The sequence below is a fragment of the Bacillus sp. L_1B0_5 genome, from assembly GCF_000836715.1.
Taxonomy (GTDB): Bacteria; Bacillota; Bacilli; order Bacillales; family Bacillaceae_G; genus Bacillus_A; species Bacillus_A thuringiensis_S.
Map to the genome: position 1 here is coordinate 1 of NZ_JXIS01000115.1, position 21,839 is coordinate 21,839.

A 21,839-nucleotide genomic window follows, 5' to 3' on the forward strand; every position below is an offset into this window, starting at 1 on the left:
TTATTTTAGTTTTGCAACACCCTCTACTATATAAAAAGAGAATTATGAACCAAATTTTCTTTACTTGGTGCGTTAAATTTATAGAAGATAGATAGTAACATAATTTTCTCAATAAGTAATATTCTTATTTCAATACAAAATTCTTACAATTAATGCTATACCTGTATTAAGGGGACCGTTTTAGTTGATTAGGGAGAAAAATTGTAAAAATGATATGGGAGGAATAAAAAATGTCATTGAAAAAGAAGTTAGGTGTTGGAGTGGTTTCAGCCGCTCTTGGTTTATCTTTAATTGGTGGGGGTACATATGCATATTTTAGCGATCAAGTTGTAACAAATAATACATTTGCTGCAGGTACATTAGATTTAGCTATGCAACCAACTACTTCACTTAACTTAGGAAATTTGAAACCTGGGGACAAAATATTAAAGAAATTCAACTTAACAAATAGTGGTACACTAGATATTAAAGACATCATGATGAAAATAGATTATACTGTTAACGATTTAAAACAAAATAATAATACAGAAGATTTTGGTGAACACATTAAAATACAATTTCTTTTGGATTGGGATCCAGCAAAAAGCCCTGTATACGAAACAACTCTTGCAGAACTAAAATCACAAAGTCCAGAGATTGCTTCCAAGAAAGTATTTCATTCCAAGTGGGCTGAAACAGGTGGATTAAAATCTGGGAAAATGGATTGGTTTTGGATGAAGTTTATATTTGAAGATAGCGGAACGGATCAAAACGTGTTTCAAGGGGATAGTATTGCGTTAAAAATGGAGTTCCAAGCCAATCAAACAGAGGGAAAAGAAAGATAATCTTACAAAAATATTGTTACGAAAATGTAAAAATGAGCTTGTAATTTTTTATAATTTGTAAAATTGACCATCAAATATCCATATAAAAAAGCAGTGATATCAGCACATGTGTATAATATCGCTGTTTTTTTGAGTTTATTGTATGTTTTATAAAACACATTTTAAAATTTTTCATTCATATTCAATAAAAAGGTACTAAATAAATGGGATTCTGTTGTTGCGATTAGTCTATAGCCGCTAGAAGAAGATGCTTGTCCGTATCTAGCAGCAAATATTATAAATTTAGGATATGACTGGTACAATAATAGTTAAAAAAATAATCATGAAAAAAGGGACCCACCAAAAGAGCGCCTATTTTGTTAAAATATATAACTGAAATTATATAGAATGCTGATTAGAATTCCGATATAAGATTTATTTACGCATCACCTAAAAAATAGGAATAACATAGGAAATACTAATTAATAAACAATCAACGTAACAAAAAGGGTGAAAATTTATATTTTGATAAATCATTTTTGAGACAGTATTTTGTTACTGCTAGTTAAACCGTTAATATATTTCATATCTTCAAATATAAAACGTAATAAAAACGGATGTTTATGTTACAAATATCATTGAACTACTCACCACTTAACGTCCTTACGGATTGTTTGAAGTGGGAGATTCCTGCGAACACCGATGTATCCACCGGTTATCTTAGCAGGCTCTACCCGTAGTCCCTACGGTGAGAACATAAGTATCTCGTACGCTGACTCACCACACTCCCTACTTTAGCTTGGTTTTCGCAACTTCGGCAAGCGTGGGGCGAAAGAACGTTGAAGATTTTACGGTTGCAACGTTTTTCTGCAACCAACCTCATATCTTCAGTTTTCGAAGAGCAATCTGTACAAGTAAATGATAGCAAACATGTTGGCCTATGCCAACCGACATTCATCTCCCACCTAAAATTGGTGTTTCACACCTTCACATTCTTGAGGAAGGAGTCTTCTGTCGGAAAACGATAAAAAACAAAGCTTAATAAAAAATGGTATTGCTATAACCTATTATTACACGTATCTCGGCGAAAAAAGCAATAGAATTTTCATAAAAAAAAGCCCTAATTGATACGGACTCTTTTTTGAGTTTTTACAAGAGTAAACTTTTAAACACATAATTACATTTCTATTATTTATTTTACCACTTGAACAGATGCTGGTTTCCACCCCTGATTTTCTACCCAATCAATATTAACCTTATATTTTTTATTATTTTGCTTATCTCGTACATTACCGTAGGCTTTATTATTACCATTATTCCCAATAAAATCGAAAATCAATTGGCTCTCTGGAACATCAACAGCATAAGAAATTGCTTTTTTCATCTCACTCCAATCTACTGTTCCTTCTTTAAATTTCATTTCAGGTTTTGCTCCTTGCTCTGTACCAATTGGCTTCCAAGAAGGATTAGTTTGAGAACCCTTTTCTTGAGATACCGTTTTTTCTCCCTCTTTATTTTCAGTTCCGTTCGCTTTTGCCGATTTTTCTGCTTTTTGTTTCTCTTCTAACTGTGCTGCTTCTTTATCTTCAGTTTTCTTTTCTTCTATCTTTGATGCTTCTTTATCTTCAGCTTTCTTCTCTTCTGTTTTTGCTGTTTCTTTATCCTCAATTTTCTTCTCTTCTATCTTTGATGTTTCTTTATCTTCAATTTTCTTCTCTTCTATCTGTGTTGCTTTCTTTTCTTGAGCAATTGTTTTCTTTGATGTATTAGAAGGGGTAAACAACTGGTATGTCACTATACCAACTGTCACTAATATCAAAGTAAATGCAATATTAAAAATTGCCTTTTGACGACGATTCTGTTGTTTTTCTTGAAACCTGCTTACTTGTCCCATTCTTCAAGCCTCCGTGTTTACTTTCTCCTCTACTCTTTATGCATTATCCCTATAATTCTTAATATTTTTATTAAATAATAGAAATAAACTACACTTTCCATACAGGATTTCATACCATAATAAAATTTGTTTTTTCAAGCATCTGACATATGTTATTAAAAATAGTTTAATTCATTAAAAATTGATAAGCTTCTGCACTTAAGAAACCTTCACTTTTATTCAAAGGTGATTCCAATTACGTCCACATTAGATCTCCTGTAGAAAGCTTTTTAACAATTAAACCTCTTCTTCCCTTATTTATAATTTTTAAATTAAATTTCCCTCTATGGTATAATAAAGATGTTTCGTTTTCTAATGGGGTATGTCGTAAAATCAAAAGGGATTTTATCTCTTTTAACTTCTTTTCAGAGTAAATTTCACCACTAGGAAATTCTATTATTCCTAATGTAATCCTTAATTCGCTCTCATCACAAAGCCATTCCTTATTAAGTTCCCTTACCTTTTGTATAAAGCTTCTTTTTGTTTGTCCTATATAGAGCAATGTCACCTTCTTAGCATATACTCTAGAGATTGCAAATATCCCTTTCTTAGAAGCTTCTTCCCTATTATAAAAATCATTTATACTATACATGCCATATCATTTAATATGTACTGTTTCTATGAATCTCACCTCGTTTTTAGACAATATTATAATTTCTGAATGTTCAAATTATTATAGGCGCATAGTCTTGATTACTTGAATTATAAATTGTGCTTTTCAATAATACATTTTATTATTACTAATTTCAATAATGCAGAAAAATAAACTATTATAGTTTATTTACAAAACTATTTGAACTACCCCTGCTTTCACAAGAAATCCGCCTTTTTACTCTATTCATTTTTTAATACATTCCTATCCACGGTTTTAGGGTTCTCTTTTATACTATGTTAGCCGAAAAATTGTATAAACAACCATTTCAATTGGTGGTAGGTTGGCTAAAGCGGGCATTTGAGATGTATTGTACCATTACTTCTTTTTGAGACATACTTCTCTCCTGTTCTTAATACAATATACCTGTAAAAATGGGTTCTACGTATTCTTCTAAGTTATCAAAATCAACGATATCCAACACAACATCATGGGGGCTCGCAACTTTGACATTACCACCCACTACATAAATCATAATTCGTTTTTCTTCCACCTTTTTCACCCTTTCTACACCCTAGTTTTACAAAATAAGAAGTCATCCAAACTTATATTTATTACTTCCTGTTATCTCCTCTCTCTTATTCTATGCATAGTCTATCTAAATTTTAATTGGCTACTAAAAAAAGAAGTTACAGGATGATTAAAAAAAGCCAGGTGCATTGCACTCGGCTTTATGGTCGATTAAACAATTTTACTTCAGGCGTATTAAACTGATGTAGATAGTCTTTAGTAGAAGTATAGCCTGAATTCATGAGTGTTTTCTTTTCTTCTTCTGTGATATCGAAATTAAACGACGGCGTAAAGAATGTATTGATAAATACAGTGCGGGCAGCATCTTCCTTGGTTGTTTTTCCGCTCTCATGACCTTTGATCATCGTTTGAGACAAATTCCATACAAAATGAATAAGAGAATGACCAATATGATGTTCTGTTGAAGTTGCGATATGTTTTAACATGGCAATCTCGGCCTGAGATTCTAAACGGAAACCCAGTGTTTCTTTGTTGTAGACAATTTCATCTGCAGGATCAAAGAAAGATGCATTGTATTTCGTGTGTAAGCTTCTTAGTGTAGAATGATCCTCCGTATTGCTTACCAATTTATTAACCTCGTCAATCGTATCTGTGGTCGTGAAGTGTTCTTCTTTATTCACAAAACTTTTCCGATCAAATAAACGAATTGGATAGTTATCGAGTACACCTCCGTCTACATAATAATCTTTTTCCCATTCTACAGATTTAAAAAAGAATGGGATGGACATCGAAATCCGCACAGCAACTACTAACGGGACATCAGGTGTCGTTTCACGAGAAAACGTACGAAGCTGGTGTGTAGAAATGTTCGTACCTTGGAAAAACACGTCTTTTCCTGTTTTGTCATACAACTGCTGAAAGGTTGTGTCCTTACTCCCTGTCCACTTTTCAACGATCTTCCCTACCCACTCAGTGAAGAAATCCCCTTTATAGATACCAAAACCATCAAAAAATAAACGAATGTTATCTTGTACAATCGAAAAATCATCATCTTTAAACGCTTTAAAATTCATGTCTTTATGGATTTTTACAAGATCTGCGAATGGAATGGAAAGACCTAAAAGTAATGCAGTAATCGCTCCTGCTGAAGTCCCCCCAAATCGTTGTATTTCTGGTAAAATCCCTTCTTCATTTAGTGCACGGATGGCACCTATATAAGCGCTTCCCTTTACCCCGCCACCTTCAAATACTAAGTTACGAAATGGATATGCCATTCTATACCTCCAATAGAGAAATTTTCGATCTGTTATAGTATCGGAATTATATTGAATTATATTGAAATATATTCCAAATGGTATTAAGAACGTTTCATGCCCTCCGATACGTATGGCGGAATTATCTTTATTCAATGGATGAATTGTTTGAAAGAGAAGGAATCTGCTTGGAATGGTAATTTAGTAGGATAGAAAACAGAAACGGAGCGTGTCTTTGGATGCACTGACTAATATCCCCTTTTGAAATCGTATATAACGTAACTTCTTTTCCGGTGCCTCCTCCTAGTAAAATCACGAGTAAGAAACCAATAAACAATCTACATTGCATAAAGCCCTCACTCTCTTTAACATACAATCCAGTGAAATAATTTGTTTCAAATACGTAGAAATATGGTTTAACCAGCAATCAATGATCAGGTCTTCTTACCTTAAATAAACCTAAATCTATTTGTTTCCATACAGGAAGAGATAAATAGTTTTGTTCCCATTCATGGAATAGTACAATCTATGCAAAATTACATATCTAATTAATTGCTTTTAATGTTATATTTTAATAGCGATGAATGCTATTATTTCATAAGTTGTCAACAAGCGTTATGTACGAGAAAAAGGAAGGGGCCAAATAGACCTCTTCCTTTTTCTGCTAATTAACTGAATTATTCTCAGGTAAAAATTTAAATAGTGATGCTCATTTACAGGCGTCTAATTATACATTTAACATGCTAGCTTTGCTTGATGCTAGAAAAATTAAAGATGGTAGCATTAAGTTATTAAGAGACAATAATTCATCAACACGAAGATAGATTTATTTTGGCTAGATAAATCTGGTGATAAATATACAGCTCATGAAGTAACAGAAAGTGTTTAAGTGAATGGGCAAACGAAAGATAATAGTAAATGGGTTTACAAATAGAGTCACATCATTCAACACAAAAGTTTCATGACTTTCAAATAGAGATCTTCAAACTCGCTAAAATGGACGCGAAAAGCACCTAATGTATCGATATAAGTAAAAATCACATCTTTTTCATTAAAGTGGATACCTTCCTGCGCTAAGTCATAGCTATCATCAAGGCTGTATAAATCAAAATATTCTTCTTCCCAATACAGGCCTATGTTTACTAGTAATCGTGTAGAGTAAGTAATAGCTTGTTTAACATTCCATTTCTTATCTACTAACTTTTCAGTCATAATAGAAAGAAGGACATACCTATTCATATAACCGATAGTCAGATATATCCAGTTATTATTTTATATTGAAATAAATAAGGGTTCAAAGTTATTTTGTGAAAATTATACAAAAAGTAATAATTCATCGTTCACCCAACAATAAATAATCTAGGTAAAGAAAAATACTAGAGAATATCACAGTGTAGTAGTCTCTAGTATCTTTTCATAGTATTTTAACGGCTATGCAATACTGAGGGATAAAAAAGGACCTCTTACGGAAAGATAAGAGGTCATCAAGAAGATAAAAATGTTGTATTTGAAACACGCGAGTTTCTAATTCACATCATAACACAATATATCTATATATTCAATATATACATTAAAAGTAAGTAATGTATGGTCAAAAAACACACGTAATATTAATTTGGGACCGCATGTTTCCTCCTGTTATCCTATTTCTTCTACAATGGCGTGATTGTAACAATGGATGGTATCCTCTGTATACTGATGAGCAATTGTAGTAAGTTCTTCTAAAGACATACTATACTATAAAATTAAATTAACAAATATTATTTTATGGAGGTCCATAATGAATAAAACAGAACTAATTAACCAAGTATCCGAGAAAACATCACTTACTAAAAAAGAGGCTACCGCATCTGTACAAGCTATCCTAGATCAAATTACACAATCTCTTCAAAAAGAGGAATCCGTACAGTTAATTGGATTTGGTACATTTGAAGTACGTGAGCGTTCTGCGCGTACTGGGCGCAATCCCCAAACGGGCGAAGAAATGCATATCCCAGGAGGAAAAGCACCTGCATTTAAAACTGGGAAAGCTTTAAAAGAGGCTGTTAAATAAGGGTTAAATTATCTATCTAAAAAGGAATCATATATTTTTCCGAAAAATAATTAACTAGATATTTATCATTTTCACGATTCCTATACCCTGCAAACTCTTCTAGTGATAGTATTTGTTTTTTAGATGCTAGGCGCATCTTTTACTGCTAATTTTTTCTTACTTAAATAAACAGCTCGATCCGATTTTTTTGCCACTTCCTGTGAATGCGTTACAACAATTACACATTTATTTTCTTGATGAGCGAGCTCCTGGAACAAATCAATAATGTCATTTGCTGTTTCTTCATCAAGGTTTCCTGTCGGCTCATCCGCAATCAGTAAATCAACATTACAAGATAGTGCTCGAGCAATTGCTACACGTTGTTGTTGTCCACCACTTAGTTGCAAGATATTTCGTTTCGCTTCTACTTCTGTAAGTCCTACCTTCTCTAATAATTCTAATGCTCTTACTTTTTTATTTTGTACCTTCACACCTGTAATTTCCATTGCCGTTAATACATTCTGAAGAGCAGTCATATAGGTAATCAAATTATAAGATTGGAAAATTACAGATACATTTTGATTACGGTATCGATCCAAACCAATTTTTCGAATATCCTTGCCATTATACAGTACATAACCATTTTTAGGTATATCCAGCCCACAACCTAAGCTAAGAGTTGTGGTTTTACCAGATCCAGATGGCCCTAAAATCGTGTAGAAATGCCCTTTTTGAAAAGAAAAATTAACATTATCTAGTATCTTTACTTTTTTTCCGTTACTTTCATAATAATAATCTAAGTTTTTAAATTGTAAAATCGTCTCCATATCGAGCCTCCTTATTCATCTTTTAAAAGGATTTGTTTTGGATTTAAGCGTAGAATAGATAATGCTGGCAAAATAGTTGCTAATATAGCAATAGTCAGTCCAATTCCGCCCATTTTTCCTACATCCTCACCCGTTACACTTACATCAATCTTATCAATTGGATCTTCATTTTGGTTTTGTGGAGTATCACCAATTCCAGCTACCATTACACTACCATTTTGTGGATTGTCTTTTTCTTCGCTTGCTGTAGCAATTTCACTAGAAAGTAAGTTATCCCCTACGAATTGAGAAACTTTAGTTCCTGTTGTTAGGGATAATCCAAATGCTAAAATAGCAATACATACCACTTCTACTACGAACTGCGCCATCAGTTTCCATTTTTTCTCTCCAATGGACAATAGAATCCCCATTTCCTTACGACGTGTTTTAATCGATAACATAATAATTAATCCTAAGATAATCGCACCTGCAATAGATACCATATAGATAATCATTTGAGACGTAGAAGCGATATTTTCGATAGGACCAATCATTTGTTTGTACAATGAATCTTGTGCATCTAACTTAAAATACTTAAAATCAATATCAGATTTTTTTGCTTCTTTTTTAAATGCATCAATGTATTGTGGATCGTTCAATAAGTACACAACTTGAATACTACTACTCATACCTTCATCTGTTTCTAATTTTTTTAAAGTAGAGTAAGGCATATATAGTTTATTAGCTGGATTCATCATAGGAGGGGCATTTTGACCCATTGGTTGTTCATTCGTTTCATAAATACCGATAATTTCAATTTCAAGAGTTTCCTTCTTATCCCCTGATTGAACTTTAACTTTATCTCCTACTTTCAAATTGTTTTGTTCCGCTAATCGTTTTTCCATTAAAGCTACATTCTGATCTTGCATCTGTTCTGTAATTGGTTTCCCATCAATGATTTTACTTTTTCCATTTTTAAAACTTTCGTGTAATAAAGTCTTGCGAACTCCTTCTATCATAAGAGAAGAATTCATATCTATTTCTGAACCTGAACCTGATCCTCCCGCTATTGCAACGCTACCTTTTCCTTTTCCTTCTTCTCCTTCTGAAGCTCCTACTAATTTAAACCCATCCGCAATTCCGAAATTATGGGTTATATAATTATAGTCTTTTACATACTTGGACTTCGCTAATTGATCTGTTTCTTTTGTGTTAAGCTTTGGTGGTTTAGGCATCTCTCCCGTTTCCCTAGCTTGTTGACCTAATTTATCAAAATCAAGACCTAAAGTAACATCTGCACCTAATTTTTTTCTTGCTGCATCGGCAGCTTTTTTTGATGCATTTTGAATTGTGAATCCTGCCAACACTAAATTTGTAACAATCAGAAAGACCGCCATCAAAATTAATGATGTTCCTATTCTTTTTTTCATACTGAGAATTGCGCGTTTTATAAAATTCATTTTTCCTAACCTCCTTGATAGTTGTTATTCTATATACACTATCTGGAGTTTATATGAAGATATTCAGTAGATTATCTAAAGATATTAGGTCTTATCTGGAGTGCATATGTAGTGATTTGTTAATATAGTCAAGAAAAGCTGGAACACAAATTAAAATATGTAATCGATTTTGAACATTGGTAAAGAGTCAATCCATTTAATGTGGAATGAGGACAAACGGAATAATAATAGGTATAAAATATTAGTCACCAACCAATTAACTTGAGGAAGGAATACAAACACGGGATAACTCCCTTTATTTATGACCCATACAGTACAAAATGAGATGCTATCGCTAGAAAAATTAGCCTCCTGCTTGGAATAACAATGTGGGCATTCTTTTTGCTTCATGACATTTACCACTTCTGATATATCTAGTACCCACACAAAAAGCACATATAAAAAACCACCGAAAGGTGGCTATATTTTTAAGCGGCACGTGTTTGATCCGTTAATTTCACGTTTTTTGTTAGTCTTTCACCATTTCGATAAACGGTTACTTTAATTGTATCCCCCAATTTTTTCTTTTCATATAAATATTTACGGAATTGAACGACATTTTCTATTTTTTGTTCATCCAATGCAATCACAACATCATACTGTTGTAATCCGCCTTTTTCTGCTGATGATTGACTTGAGATATTCCCCAACATGGCACCACTTGTTATCTCTTTTGGTAATTTTAATTGATTACGTGCAGAATCTGTTATTTTCTCAATATCCAATAACTGTACACCCATCATTGGGCGTTTAACTGTTCCCTCTTTTTCAAGAGACTCTAGGGTTGTTTTGGCTACATGAATTGGGATTGCAAATCCAATTCCTTCCACTGCTTGTTGTGCAATTTTACTAGAATTAATTCCAATGACTTCACCCTGTTCATTAAACAAAGCTCCTCCACTATTACCGGGATTAATAGCTGCATCTGTTTGAATGACCTGTGCTTGCCAATCCACTTGTTGATTTCCAAGTGTACTAACAGGTATTTCTCGTTCCTTGCTACTAATAATCCCCTTTGTTACACTACCTTCTAGCCCCAATGGATTCCCAATGGCTATTACCGTTTCCCCTGTACGAATTTTTTCTGAGTCTCCAAGTGTTGCGACTCTTTTTACATCTGCCCCGTCAATTTCTAATACCGCTAAATCTAATAATGGATCTGTCCCTACTACTTTAGCGGGAACCTTTTTACCATTATTCAATTTCACTTCTACTTTATTCGCACCGTCTATCACATGATTATTTGTAACAATGAAAGCTTTATTGCCGTTTTTTTTATATATGACCCCTGAACCCGAACCAGCTTCTTCTGATTGATTTTGCGTATTAAATGAACCTGCATTTTGTTTATAGTTAATGACACCCACGACAACTTCTTTTGCAGATTCAATCATATTTTGAGGATTGCTCACATCTTCTGGTTTGTAAGAGATCGGCGTAGCCTGATTTACTTCGTTATGCTTAGGAGATTGACCTGCACTTCCTTTGATTTCATTTATATAAGGAGTGGTCAATCCAATGGTAATTGCACCAATCACTGCACCAATTATTCCTGTGAAAAAATACCCTGTTTTTTTATAGGCTTTATTCCTATTGCTTTCTGTTTGATTTGTATCGTAGTGTCCCATTGTGAACATCCCTTTCTCCTTCAATTTACAATTGAATATTTTTGTCTTTATATTTGAAATACGATGTATGAATGTAACATTTAGAAATCACCATTTCAAAAAATAAAAATTTTACCTTTAGGCATGGTTTAGACATAAATCAACAGTTTTTTCGTAGAGGTAACATTATATTTGAATTTTTCTACGAATATATATAACGATATTCACACCCACTTCGGGCTTGTCTCTAAAAAAGAGCCTATTAGGCTCTCAACAAATAGAGTATTCAATGTACATAGTAGCATGCATGTTTATACAGGTGTTTTGCAAAAAACGGAAACAAGGGACAATAAACATCCATTAGCTTATTTATTCTTTTGTTATAAACTTAGATCCTAGCATTCTCGTGAGAATGGATGGTAATAGGTTTGTGTGTAAATAAGAAGGAAGGGATAAAATTTGATAGATTGTGTAAGTCGTCAACATCATGTATCATTCCTTTCTATTTGATACATGTAGCATACAAACTTAATCTGTATTCTATATGGAGTTAATCTAGATTTATAGTAAAGATTTTCAGTACCTCGTTATTGAATACAAAAAAAAGAATCAATTTGATCCTCTCTATTTTTGTTCACTAGACCTATATAGTTTTCTTTTATTTACACTTGTGTATTTATTTAAGCACGGCGCTAATTTTAATTTCTGTTTTTTCTCTTTTATGCGACTATTATTCGAATGAGGGGCCATCCACAGTTGTACATCTAATAAAGAAAGAATGATGTTTGATTCCAGTGACATCTTGATTACCTCCCTCTGTCTTGTTATGTATATAACCTATCTCATGCATCTGGAGCTGATTTGAAATACATGTAGTTTTCTTGTGAAGTTTTTATAGTGTTTCTAATACGTCTCCACATCAACTCCAGATTGGAAGGTTATAATGACTACAAGAGGTGATATTATGAAGAACTATCACATTCTGGTGGTAGAAGATGATCAAGAAATACAAGAATTAATCAAACAATTTTTAATGACACAACAGTATAAAGTTATAGTTGCATCAGATGGATTAGAGGGCATGAAACAATTTAATAAGCAGTCCTTCGATTTAATTCTACTAGATGTGATGATGCCAAACCTGAATGGATTTGAAGTTGCCAAAATGATTCGAAGTCAGTCAAATATACCAATTATTATGCTAACTGCGCTAGAAGAAGAACAAGATCAAATGAAAGGATTTGATCTTGGAATCGATGATTATATTACGAAACCTTTTTCTTTTCATGTTTTGATGAGACGAGTCGAAGCAGTACTGAGAAGAAGTAATAATCAAAATACGGATAATCATTTTGTATTTAGAGAACTACATGTCAATGGCGATGCATATAAAGTATATGTGAATAAAGTTGAAGTTCCCCTAACGACAAAAGAATTTGAAATTTTACAACTACTACTTCAAAACGAAAAAAAGGTACTCACAAGAGAAAATATTGTAGAAAAAATTTGGGGATATGAGTATGCCGGAGACACACGAATGATTGATACGCATATGAAAAACATACGAAAAAAATTAGATATACCCTATATTAAAACAGTAAAGGGCATTGGTTATAAAATCGATGAATAAGATTGTAAAAATCATGAAGATGAAGAGAATTACCTATAAACTCTTTATGACTACATCCCTCATTTTGTTAGCCTTTGCAACCTTAATTTATGTAACTTTATACTTCTTTCTCCCTAAATTTTATGAGAAATACAAAACAGATCAGCTTCAAACGGGAATCGAAGAAATAATTGATAAATCTAAATATCTTTCGCTTCAAAATGCAACACCACTTGTTGATGAATACGCACAAAAAAATAATGCAGTGATATATCTTCAAGATAATGAGGGAAGGATTATTTATTATCCTTTTCTTCAAAGTACTATTCAAGGGAGTACTATTCAAGAGGGTACTGTTCAGGGAGGTACTCCAGCAAAAGGTTTTGTTACAACAGTACCAATAAAGGGTTTGGCTCAATCTCGTAATTCATATGAGGCTACCAAGCCAATACAATTCCAAGATGTTAACTTAACGCTTGTGGTGTTCGCAACATTTCAACCAATCGATGAAGCTTCACAGGTCTTGGTACGTTTTCTACCCTATATTAGTATCATTGTACTGGTTATTGGTTTAGGAAGTGCTTATCTCTATTCAAGGTTTATTACTAAACCACTTATTTATATTAATAAAGGCGCACAAAAGATGGCAAATTTGGATTTTTCTGAAAAAATAGAGGTTCGTTCTATGGATGAATTAGGGGAATTGTCCAATAGCTTGAATGATATGTCCATAAATTTACAACAAGCAATTTTTGATTTACAAAAAGCGAATCAGCAATTAAAAAGTGATATTGAAAAAGAAAGAGAAATAGAAACAAAGCGAAGGGAATTCTTTGCTATTGTAGCACATGAATTAAAAACTCCTCTTACTGTTATGAAAGGATACTTAGAAGGGATGATATATAATATCGGCCCTTATCAAAATCGTGACCAATATTTAAAGAAAAATTATCAAATAATTGAAAGTCTGGAACAACTGGTTCGCGAAATTTTAAGCATGTCAAAATTAGAACAACATACCTTTAAACTTCAAGTGGAAGAAGTAAATCTTTCGAAATCAATAGATACAATCACAAAAAACCTCGAATTTTTTGCTTCTCAAAAAGGCATTCAAATAATAAAAGAAGTCGATTCTGACATTTTTGTTTATACGGATTATGTTCTTTTAGAAAAAGCTTGTAAAAACATCATTCATAATGCGATTATGTATTCACCGTATAACGAAAAAGTCTATATAAAGTTAACAAAGGATTCTAAACAAAACAACATCCAAATGCGAGTTATCAATACAGGTGTCAAAATAAAAGAAGAAGATATACAACATATTTTCAAACCATTTTATCGAATCGAAAAGTCAAGAAATCGAAATACGGGAGGGAGTGGCTTAGGGTTATATATTGTAAAACAAATTTTTGAATCCCTTTTTATCACGTATTCTATAAATAATACCAAACAAGGCATAGCATTTTTAGTTACCATTCCATTATCCAGCAAATAAACAACAAAAGAGTCTCCATCTCATCCTTAGAAGTGAAATGGAGATTCTCCTTTTTTTTAAAAGCTTCAAATCATAGATTCTTTTTTCATTTCTATTGTCTTTAAAGACAACCTGTATTCAAAAGTTTACTTTAAAAGGTTCTGTTGCAAAGTTTTGAAGACTAAGCTAAACTTTTGCAACATAGAGTTAGGAGAATCATACATGAGATATTTTAAAGGAGAGCAATTTAAACAAGATATTATTTTGGTAGCCATTGGCTATTACTGTCGTTTGTTTTAGGGGTACGGCAACGATTCTTTCTTTTGTTGCCACTTACAAGTGATTAAATCAAGAAGGTCAAAGGAAATTGGAACAAACATAGTTTAATCTTGGTATATTTTTCAACATACTAAAAGTGCATATCTAACCAAATTTAGTGATAGAGTATGCACCTTAAATTTTTTGTTTATCTTTTTTATGAATACATTTTTGTACATATGCGTTTTAAATAATGATGTCTAATAATAAGGAAATAAATCATTTGCATACAAATAAAGATTACTAATACAACAATTGAGCTTTGTAGAACAGACATTTCCTTACTTACTGTTTGTCCTAATTGATGAAACGTTAGAAACGCAAAACTGCTATGAACCATAGCCACTACAATCGGTAAGAAAAATAGTAATATCATTTGTCTTGTTACGATTTGTTTTAACTCACTTTGGCTTAATCCTAATTTTGAAATCATTTGATATTGCTCTTGATCTCGTTCTAAATCAGTAAATAGACGAAAATATAAAAAGCTTAGCGTAAATACAAAAAATACAATTCCCACCATTACACTTGAAATAGAAAGTAATCCGTTTTGTTGTTTCAATTCAATCCATTTTAAATATAAAGATGAAAAGGCATAATAATCCTCTTGATTCGTACCAATAAACTTCATAAGGTTTGTAGAAATCCCACTTGTTTCAGACCAATTTTTAACGATAAAACCGTATATAGTGTAATCTCTGAGTGGGCCTTCTTGTTGATTATTTAACATCTTATTGTAAACAGCATCGGAGATAATATAAGGTTTTTCAAATGTATTTGCTAATTCTGGGATAAGGATTGCTTTTTGAACAAAAAGTGATTCTTCTAGTTCACTATATTTTAATTCAAAAGGCTTTAAATATACTACAGTATTTTGGTTTTTCTTTGATATTATTCTGATACTTTCATTCTCATTTGTTAATTTCTCTACTTTATATCCTAATGTTTTAGCGTATTCATTATACGTAGAAAGGTTAATGAACGGCACTCCGTTTATCCTTTTAAATTCTGTTGCTACAAGTTTATAAGAAAGTCCAGATTCTTTTAACTGTTTTTTTATCTCTTCAATATGCTTTTTTTCTTGTGTGTTCCCCTTATCGGATTTATAGGTAAATGCATATGGAGTCTCATGTTTTGCCAATTCAGGATTTGCGATAGCCGTACAAACTCCAATTGCTGTAAAAGAAACTGCAGAAATAATTGTGACGATAAAGAACGTTCTCGCATTATCTTTGATTCGATACGTTAATTCTGAAATAACAAGAAGATTGGTTTTTTTAAAGAATGTTGTTTCTCTATTTTTTAAAGCGGATAACACATACACACACAATTGAGTAAAGAAAAGGTAGGTTCCAAATACAACTAATACGACACCTACTCCTACGAGTAGGAATAATGAATTTAAACTCATATAATCGGCCGCGGCGATACTGTGGTGAATGCAGGAGTAACCCGCTCCAAATAAAATAATGACCAACACGGAGATCCAAACAGACGCTATTGGCTCAGGTTTTGGTTTTTCCTCTGATTTTATGAGTTCTACAAGCTCATTCATTTTCACCATTTTTGATGTGAATAACGAAATGAGTAGAAATAAAATAAAAAAGGACATTGCTGTTACTACCATTGCCTTTAATGGAAAGTAAAATGCTAACGTTTTCTCTACTCCTAATAAAGACCCACTAACTAGTAAAAATAATTTAGAAAAAACCATCCCAAGTCCGATGCCTACTACTATAGAAGGGATTCCAATCAACATATTTTCGAAAAAAATTAATCGATGAAGCTGTTGATGAGACATTCCATGTAACATTAATAATCCAAACTCTTTTTTTCTATTTTTTAAAAATGCACTAACAGAATAGAAAATAAATAAGAAAGAAAAGACAAAGATTAAGTAATACGATAAATGAAATCCTATTTTTCCAAATGTACTCATGATGGTACTTACATGAGTCAGTTCGCCTTGTAGGTTCGGATGAAAGACAAGTAATCCATAAGTGAAAAAAATCAATACCGCAAATATACTACTAAAAAAATGGCCAAGATATATTCGTTGATTCCGTAAAACATTATTCATTGCAAGCTGTCTAAAATTCATGTTTATTCCCCCCTAACATAGAAAGACTATCCATAATGTTTTTATAAAATAATGGACGATCATCATTGTAGCAAACTTCATTGTATAGCTGTCCATCTTTAATAAAAATAATGCGGTCACAGTAACTTGCAGCAACTGGATCGTGCGTTACTAACATCATTGTAGCCTTTTCTTCTTTATTTAATAGTGTTAATATCTCCATAACGTCTTGAGAGGCTTTAGAATCTAAGTTTCCTGTTGGCTCATCCGCCAGGACCAATTTAGGAGAGTGAATGAGTGCACGGGCAATCGCTGTTCGTTGTGCTTGGCCTCCTGATATTTCATAAGTTCGTTTGTTTAAGATTTCGTTGATTGCTAACTTCTCCGATATTGATTCTATTCGTTTATTTATTCTCTTCACATCCATGCCATCTAATACGAGTGGAAGAACCATATTTTCTTTTACTGTTAAAGTATGCAACAGATTAAAGGATTGAAAGACGAATCCTAATTCCTGTCTGCGAAATAAGGCCAAATCATTGGGTGAGAGTTGATACGGATTTTTATTATGAATGAATACACTGCCTGATGTTGGCGAGTCAATAGTAGAAATCATATTCAATAATGTTGTTTTCCCACTACCCTAAGGGCCCATAATCCCAACAAACTCCCCCTCTGTACTTGTTAAATTAATATTTGAAAGTGCCGTATGTGAAACCTTCCCTTTGTATTCTTTACTAAGATCTTTTACTTTTACTTTTACTAATTTCATATGAGAAATTCCCTCCAAATGTACACACTAAGAATGAGATTTGATAAAAGATGCCCCTTATCTCCTAAATCGTTTCCGTACCCTTGCACGCACTTTACAAATAAAGACGAAGTCTTCAAACAGACTCCGCCTTTTCGATTTATCATGAATTACAGCCAGTACTAGTAGCCTCTTCATAATATTTCTTAAAAAACTTTGCAACAGAACCAAATTTACGTTATTTCCTTGCAGAAATAGGCTGAGACCAGATCTCTTCGTCATTATCATTTAAATGTACTTTAAAAACATATATAGGTTGAGAGAAACCTTTTGTATCAGTGTAGTAATCCATATTATATTTTGTAATGAATAATGTATCACCTGCTTTGAAAGATCCTATAGGATCAAATTCTCCTTGTTTCAGTTTTTGAAATGCTTCCTTTGGAGAAAGAATTTCAACATCTCGAACATGTGATTTTTTTGTACCGTAATATTTGTAAACAGGCATTTTTTCCCCTTCGTCTTGTAACTCTATTGATGTTTTTATAGTAACTTGAGACATATCAGTTTTTGTAATGGGATCAATAGGCATATTTCCAAATTCCTTCATTTGATACGAAATCATTATTCCGAGTGCGACGAAACTTACTGTAATGGGAAGGTATAAATATTTGATTATTTTTGTATCTGTTTCATTTTTTTTCAAAAATATAAGAACTATGTTTAACACAGAATATCCTAGCATCATGCCTAAAGTATTATGAAGTAAATCGGCTAGCTCCATACTTCCTCGTTGCAGTGTAAATTCAAGAATTTCAATCAATAAACTTGCTATAATTGAGATTATTAACATCCATTTTGTTTTTTGAAAAACCTTACTAAATAAAGGTAATAAAATTCCTAACGGAAAAAGCATACCTATATTCACAATGATATGGAAAAAGGAAGAAAATGAAAATATATTCCATGCTTTTTTATAAACACTAAGTACATCAAAGTCAATTATTCTTGCAAAGGCCATATCATCTGAACGACCAAATGAAGTAGCTGATAATGCAAGGGAATAGTATCCTGTTATTAAAACAAACAATATAATTTGTTGTACAGTTAGTTTTTTTTCTCTTTTACATACCTTTTTGTATACTACAAAATAACTAAAAACAAATAAAAGTAGTAACAATAATGTGAGTAGTATCGTAGGAATCGCATAACTAGCGATTAGACTGAAAATAATGTTCATTTTACACCTCTGTTTTTATGAATATAATTTTGTATATATGCATTTTATATAGTGATTACTAATACAACAATCGAGCTTTGAATCACAGACATTTTCCTATTTATTCTTTGCCCTAATTCGTGCAAAGTTAGAAATGCAAAATTGCTGTGGATCATACCACTACAATCCGTAAGAAAAATAGAATCATCATTTATCTTGTCACATTTGATGGTCTAGTTTTGAATTTCCTTATTTAAACTTGGTCAAATGTTTCAAGCACTAAAATAACTTGATATCACACCACAGATTTTTTCATGAATGTATCTGTTATTCATTGTAGTAGTAAGATTATTTTTCTCATATTGAATTACCTTACATTTTTCTTACACGCTCGTAATATTTCTGAAAATACAGTTTATAAACCTCGCAGCAATGACTCTTTTTTGGGGGATATAGCAAAGAGAGTTTTTTATATGTACATCACTATACCGAACTAGATTTCGGTATTTTTTTGCAATTTATTATGTTTTCTTTACCAAACACGTATAAAAATCAATATCATGAACGTAAACTGCTGGGCAAAAATTTACTTTTGTTTTTATTGAAACATCAAGTTCTTCCTCATATTAAAGTGGTACAATTTTATTACTTAGATTGTCTATTAAATGTGTTCCTAAAATTAGATGTTCAATTTAGATATAATAAATCCCGTTTGAAATCTAATCTTATGTATTATAAAAATATGAAAGGACTTTTTATTTTGAAAAGGATGCAAAAGAAAGGTGAGTATTTAAGAGGTACAAGCTTAATCCTTTTACAGGTAAAACATTGCAAGTGAGATTGAAGAAGGAATAACTCAAATACTAGCTTATCAATCATATAAACATCTTACATGTGCTTTAACCTATAAAATTTTAGCTGCAGAAGGATTGTTACCCCAAGTTCTCTTTACTTACATCAGTATGAAAAACCTAGGAAAAACCATATATTCTTGAAAGAGGTTGAAAATTTATGTTCATATTAAGGAAGTTCTTTAACATTACACATTACAAAAAGATTGTACCTGTCGTATTACTTTCATGCGCGACACTGATAGGCTGTTCTAATAGTAATACGCAATCAGAATCAACTAAACAAACAAATCGAACCAATCAAGTTAAGCAAGAAAATATAGGTAATCATGCTTTTGCTAAACTTGAAAAAGAATATAACGCTAAGCTTGGTATTTACGCACTGGACACAAGTACGAATCAAACTGTTGCTTACCATGCAGATGATCGTTTTGCATTTGCCTCTACATCTAAATCATTAGCAGTGGGAGCTCTTTTACGTCAGAATTCAATAGAAGCTCTTGATGAAAGAATTACGTATACACGTGAAGACCTATCTAATTATAATCCAATTACTGAAAAGCATGTGGATACAGGAATGACGTTAAAAGAACTTGCAGATGCTTCTGTTCGATATAGTGACAGTACGGCACATAATTTAATTCTTAAAAAGTTAGGTGGTCCATCCGCATTTGAAAAAATCTTGAGGGAAATGGGTGATACTGTTACTAACTCCGAGCGATTTGAACCTGAATTAAATGAAGTAAATCCAGGAGAAACACATGATACGAGTACACCAAAAGCAACCGCTAAGACGCTTGAATCTTTTACATTAGGAACTGTACTACCATCTGAGAAACGTGAACTGTTAGTAGATTGGATGAAGAGAAATACGACTGGGGATAAATTAATTCGTGCGGGTGTACCAAAAGGATGGGAAGTAGCTGATAAAACAGGTGCAGGATCTTATGGAACAAGGAATGATATCGCAATTATTTGGCCACCAAATAAAAAGCCGATTGTTCTTTCCATCCTTTCTAATCATGATAAAGAAGATGCAGAATACGATGATACACTTATTGCAGACGCTACTAAAATCGTGTTAGAAACTCTAAAGGTTACGAATAAATAAAAATAGGTTAAAAGTTTTCCATTTTAGTCACGTGTATTCTCTGTTAACAGACAAATGCATGCTACTCAAGTCAACTACTCCCACTGAGATGAAGCGTTTCAGTGGGGGCTTGAGTTAGAACTCTAGGTCTTTTCTTCTATCGCTAGACAGTTTGACGCTCTAGAATTCATGCCACCGTAAGGTAACACCCCAAGTATGTTTTTGGTTGGTACTAGCAACGAACTATCGCTTTCCCACTTGCACCACCCTTTCAAAAAAGAGCAATTCTTCCTTGTGGAAGAAGCCACCACTCAGATGAATCCGACGTGTACTACAAGCCTCGACAAGTCGAATACACATGGATGGTTGAAGTACCCACTAAGCTATGCGCGAAGTAACAGCCTTACGTTTGTGCACTTCTAATAGAATCGGCGTTTTCACTTTAAGATTTTCATCTGATACAGTAAGATCAATTACTTCTTGTAATAGACTTTTTACTGTATCTATTTTTATCTTATTTGTTTTTTCTAATATCTTGTACTTCTATTGTTTGATCGTTATGACTGGTACTTGCTCGGTGTCAGAAATTTTACTGTAACCATAATAGAGTAGAAAAAATAATAAAATAATTGTCCAAATAAATATAAACACTTTATAATCATACTTCATATGAAAAACCTCATTTTCCCTATATAAGTGAATGTACATACACCTTATAAATTCAATTACATAAATTATTGGATGTTTTAGTTGTAAAAAATCATTAAAAATTAGAAATCGTTATTCATAAACATATCCAAGAAATCTTCAAAAAAATATCATCTAAGCATTTTAACATTTCATAAAAATGCACAGATGATATTTTTACGTTTAGCTAAGTAATGCTTTTTATGTAATAAATCTTTATCTCTATTTCACCTTAATGTTTATATGTACAAGAGTCTGTGTAGCAACTAGGCTGTACTTTAAATATGTACTAATTTGTGTGTGTGGGAAAGGAAGCACATGTTATTTAAAGTTGTTACTTTAAACCCCTTAATTAGTTGGTAGTCTTCTTCATTCAGACAGAAAGGAAATTTAAAGTGTGCACGTATTTTCAACTCAGGCTCTTTACTACACACACTCCTATCCACATAAAAACATCTATAGCTTTTTGTAACAATACAGAAATTAAAGGAAATAAAAATGAAACAATTTTAATGTTGAGTAACATTTTTGTAACACAAATGTAACATAAATCATTTAATCATACAATACTTTTTTAACTAATTATCAACAAAGTTCTATTAATATCGCTCAAGTTTAATAATGTTCCCATAGACTATTACAATTAGAGTTGCTTGTGTTTTATCGTTTTCCGACAGAAGACTCCTTCCTCAAAAATGTGA

The 21,839-nt window shown here is 32.4% G+C and carries 15 protein-coding genes and 3 pseudogenes; 6 read left to right on the plus strand and 12 right to left on the minus strand.

Annotated elements, in window-relative coordinates; translation table 11 throughout:
* Window positions 1–230 precede the first annotated feature (230 nt).
* Window positions 231–824 (plus strand): TasA family protein, encoded by a 594-nt coding sequence (locus tag RT27_RS27565; RefSeq protein ID WP_016082832.1) that lies wholly within the window; start codon window positions 231–233, stop codon window positions 822–824.
* A gap of 1,171 nt (window positions 825–1,995) precedes the next feature.
* On the opposite strand, the gene RT27_RS27570 is transcribed toward RT27_RS27565, so the two are convergent.
* The 5 genes and pseudogenes from RT27_RS27570 to RT27_RS27585 form a co-directional block, all read right to left on the minus strand.
* Window positions 1,996–2,697, minus strand: a complete 702-nt coding sequence (locus RT27_RS27570; protein ID WP_043938384.1) for a YrrS family protein — start codon at window positions 2,695–2,697, stop codon at window positions 1,996–1,998.
* Between the two features lie 235 nt (window positions 2,698–2,932).
* Window positions 2,933–3,328: a hypothetical protein gene (locus RT27_RS27575; protein ID WP_043938385.1), complete on the minus strand. Its 396-nt coding sequence runs from the start codon at window positions 3,326–3,328 to the stop codon at window positions 2,933–2,935.
* 412 nt (window positions 3,329–3,740) lie between these two features.
* A complete protein-coding gene (locus RT27_RS35445; RefSeq protein ID WP_197078014.1) occupies window positions 3,741–3,890 on the minus strand; it encodes a hypothetical protein in 150 nt (49 codons plus the stop codon).
* A 169-nt stretch (window positions 3,891–4,059) separates the two neighbouring features.
* Window positions 4,060–5,133: a patatin-like phospholipase family protein gene (locus tag RT27_RS27580; RefSeq protein ID WP_043938386.1), complete on the minus strand. Its 1,074-nt coding sequence runs from the start codon at window positions 5,131–5,133 to the stop codon at window positions 4,060–4,062.
* Window positions 5,134–6,057: 924 nt separating this feature from the next.
* Window positions 6,058–6,339 (minus strand): annotated as a pseudogene (locus RT27_RS27585) (hypothetical protein); the annotation flags it as partial.
* Window positions 6,340–6,892: 553 nt separating this feature from the next.
* Between RT27_RS27585 and RT27_RS27590 the strand changes: the two are divergent.
* Window positions 6,893–7,165: an HU family DNA-binding protein gene (locus RT27_RS27590; protein ID WP_043938387.1), complete on the plus strand. Its 273-nt coding sequence runs from the start codon at window positions 6,893–6,895 to the stop codon at window positions 7,163–7,165.
* A gap of 119 nt (window positions 7,166–7,284) precedes the next feature.
* On the opposite strand, the gene RT27_RS27595 is transcribed toward RT27_RS27590, so the two are convergent.
* From RT27_RS27595 to RT27_RS35450, 4 genes are all read right to left on the minus strand, one after another.
* Window positions 7,285–7,971, minus strand: coding sequence for an ABC transporter ATP-binding protein (locus RT27_RS27595; RefSeq protein ID WP_043938388.1), 687 nt, complete (start codon window positions 7,969–7,971; stop codon window positions 7,285–7,287).
* 11 nt (window positions 7,972–7,982) lie between these two features.
* A complete protein-coding gene (locus RT27_RS27600) occupies window positions 7,983–9,410 on the minus strand; it encodes an ABC transporter permease (protein WP_043938389.1) in 1,428 nt (475 codons plus the stop codon).
* Between the two features lie 467 nt (window positions 9,411–9,877).
* A complete protein-coding gene (locus tag RT27_RS27605; RefSeq protein WP_043938390.1) occupies window positions 9,878–11,086 on the minus strand; it encodes a trypsin-like peptidase domain-containing protein in 1,209 nt (402 codons plus the stop codon).
* A 594-nt stretch (window positions 11,087–11,680) separates the two neighbouring features.
* On the minus strand, window positions 11,681–11,857 hold the full coding sequence (locus tag RT27_RS35450) for a hypothetical protein (RefSeq protein ID WP_173927810.1): 177 nt from the start codon (window positions 11,855–11,857) through the stop codon (window positions 11,681–11,683).
* 163 nt (window positions 11,858–12,020) lie between these two features.
* On the opposite strand from RT27_RS35450, the gene RT27_RS27610 reads away from it, so the two are divergent.
* The 3 genes and pseudogenes from RT27_RS27610 to RT27_RS35915 all read left to right on the plus strand — a co-directional run.
* Complete coding sequence (locus tag RT27_RS27610) at window positions 12,021–12,686, plus strand: response regulator transcription factor (protein WP_043938391.1); 666 nt, start codon at window positions 12,021–12,023, stop codon at window positions 12,684–12,686.
* 13 nt (window positions 12,687–12,699) lie between these two features.
* Window positions 12,700–14,163, plus strand: coding sequence for a HAMP domain-containing sensor histidine kinase (locus tag RT27_RS27615; protein ID WP_043938396.1), 1,464 nt, complete (start codon window positions 12,700–12,702; stop codon window positions 14,161–14,163).
* A gap of 201 nt (window positions 14,164–14,364) precedes the next feature.
* Window positions 14,365–14,433 (plus strand): annotated as a pseudogene (locus tag RT27_RS35915) (IS6 family transposase); the annotation flags it as partial.
* Window positions 14,434–14,617: 184 nt separating this feature from the next.
* On the opposite strand, the gene RT27_RS27620 reads toward RT27_RS35915, so the two are convergent.
* From RT27_RS27620 to RT27_RS27630, 3 genes and pseudogenes are all read right to left on the minus strand, one after another.
* Window positions 14,618–16,561 carry an ABC transporter permease gene (locus RT27_RS27620; RefSeq protein ID WP_043938392.1) on the minus strand — a complete coding sequence of 648 codons (1,944 nt, stop codon included), beginning with the start codon at window positions 16,559–16,561 and terminating at the stop codon, window positions 14,618–14,620.
* Window positions 16,551–17,312, minus strand: a pseudogene (locus RT27_RS27625) (ABC transporter ATP-binding protein). The gene RT27_RS27620 and the pseudogene RT27_RS27625 overlap by 11 nt, the downstream one beginning before the upstream one ends.
* Window positions 17,313–17,529: 217 nt before the next feature.
* A complete protein-coding gene (locus RT27_RS27630) occupies window positions 17,530–18,531 on the minus strand; it encodes a VanZ family protein (protein ID WP_043938394.1) in 1,002 nt (333 codons plus the stop codon).
* Window positions 18,532–19,521: 990 nt separating this feature from the next.
* Here RT27_RS27630 and blaIII point away from each other — a divergent pair.
* Window positions 19,522–20,472: a class A beta-lactamase BlaIII gene (blaIII, locus tag RT27_RS27635; RefSeq protein ID WP_016083273.1), complete on the plus strand. Its 951-nt coding sequence runs from the start codon at window positions 19,522–19,524 to the stop codon at window positions 20,470–20,472.
* Window positions 20,473–21,839: the final 1,367 nt, after the last annotated feature.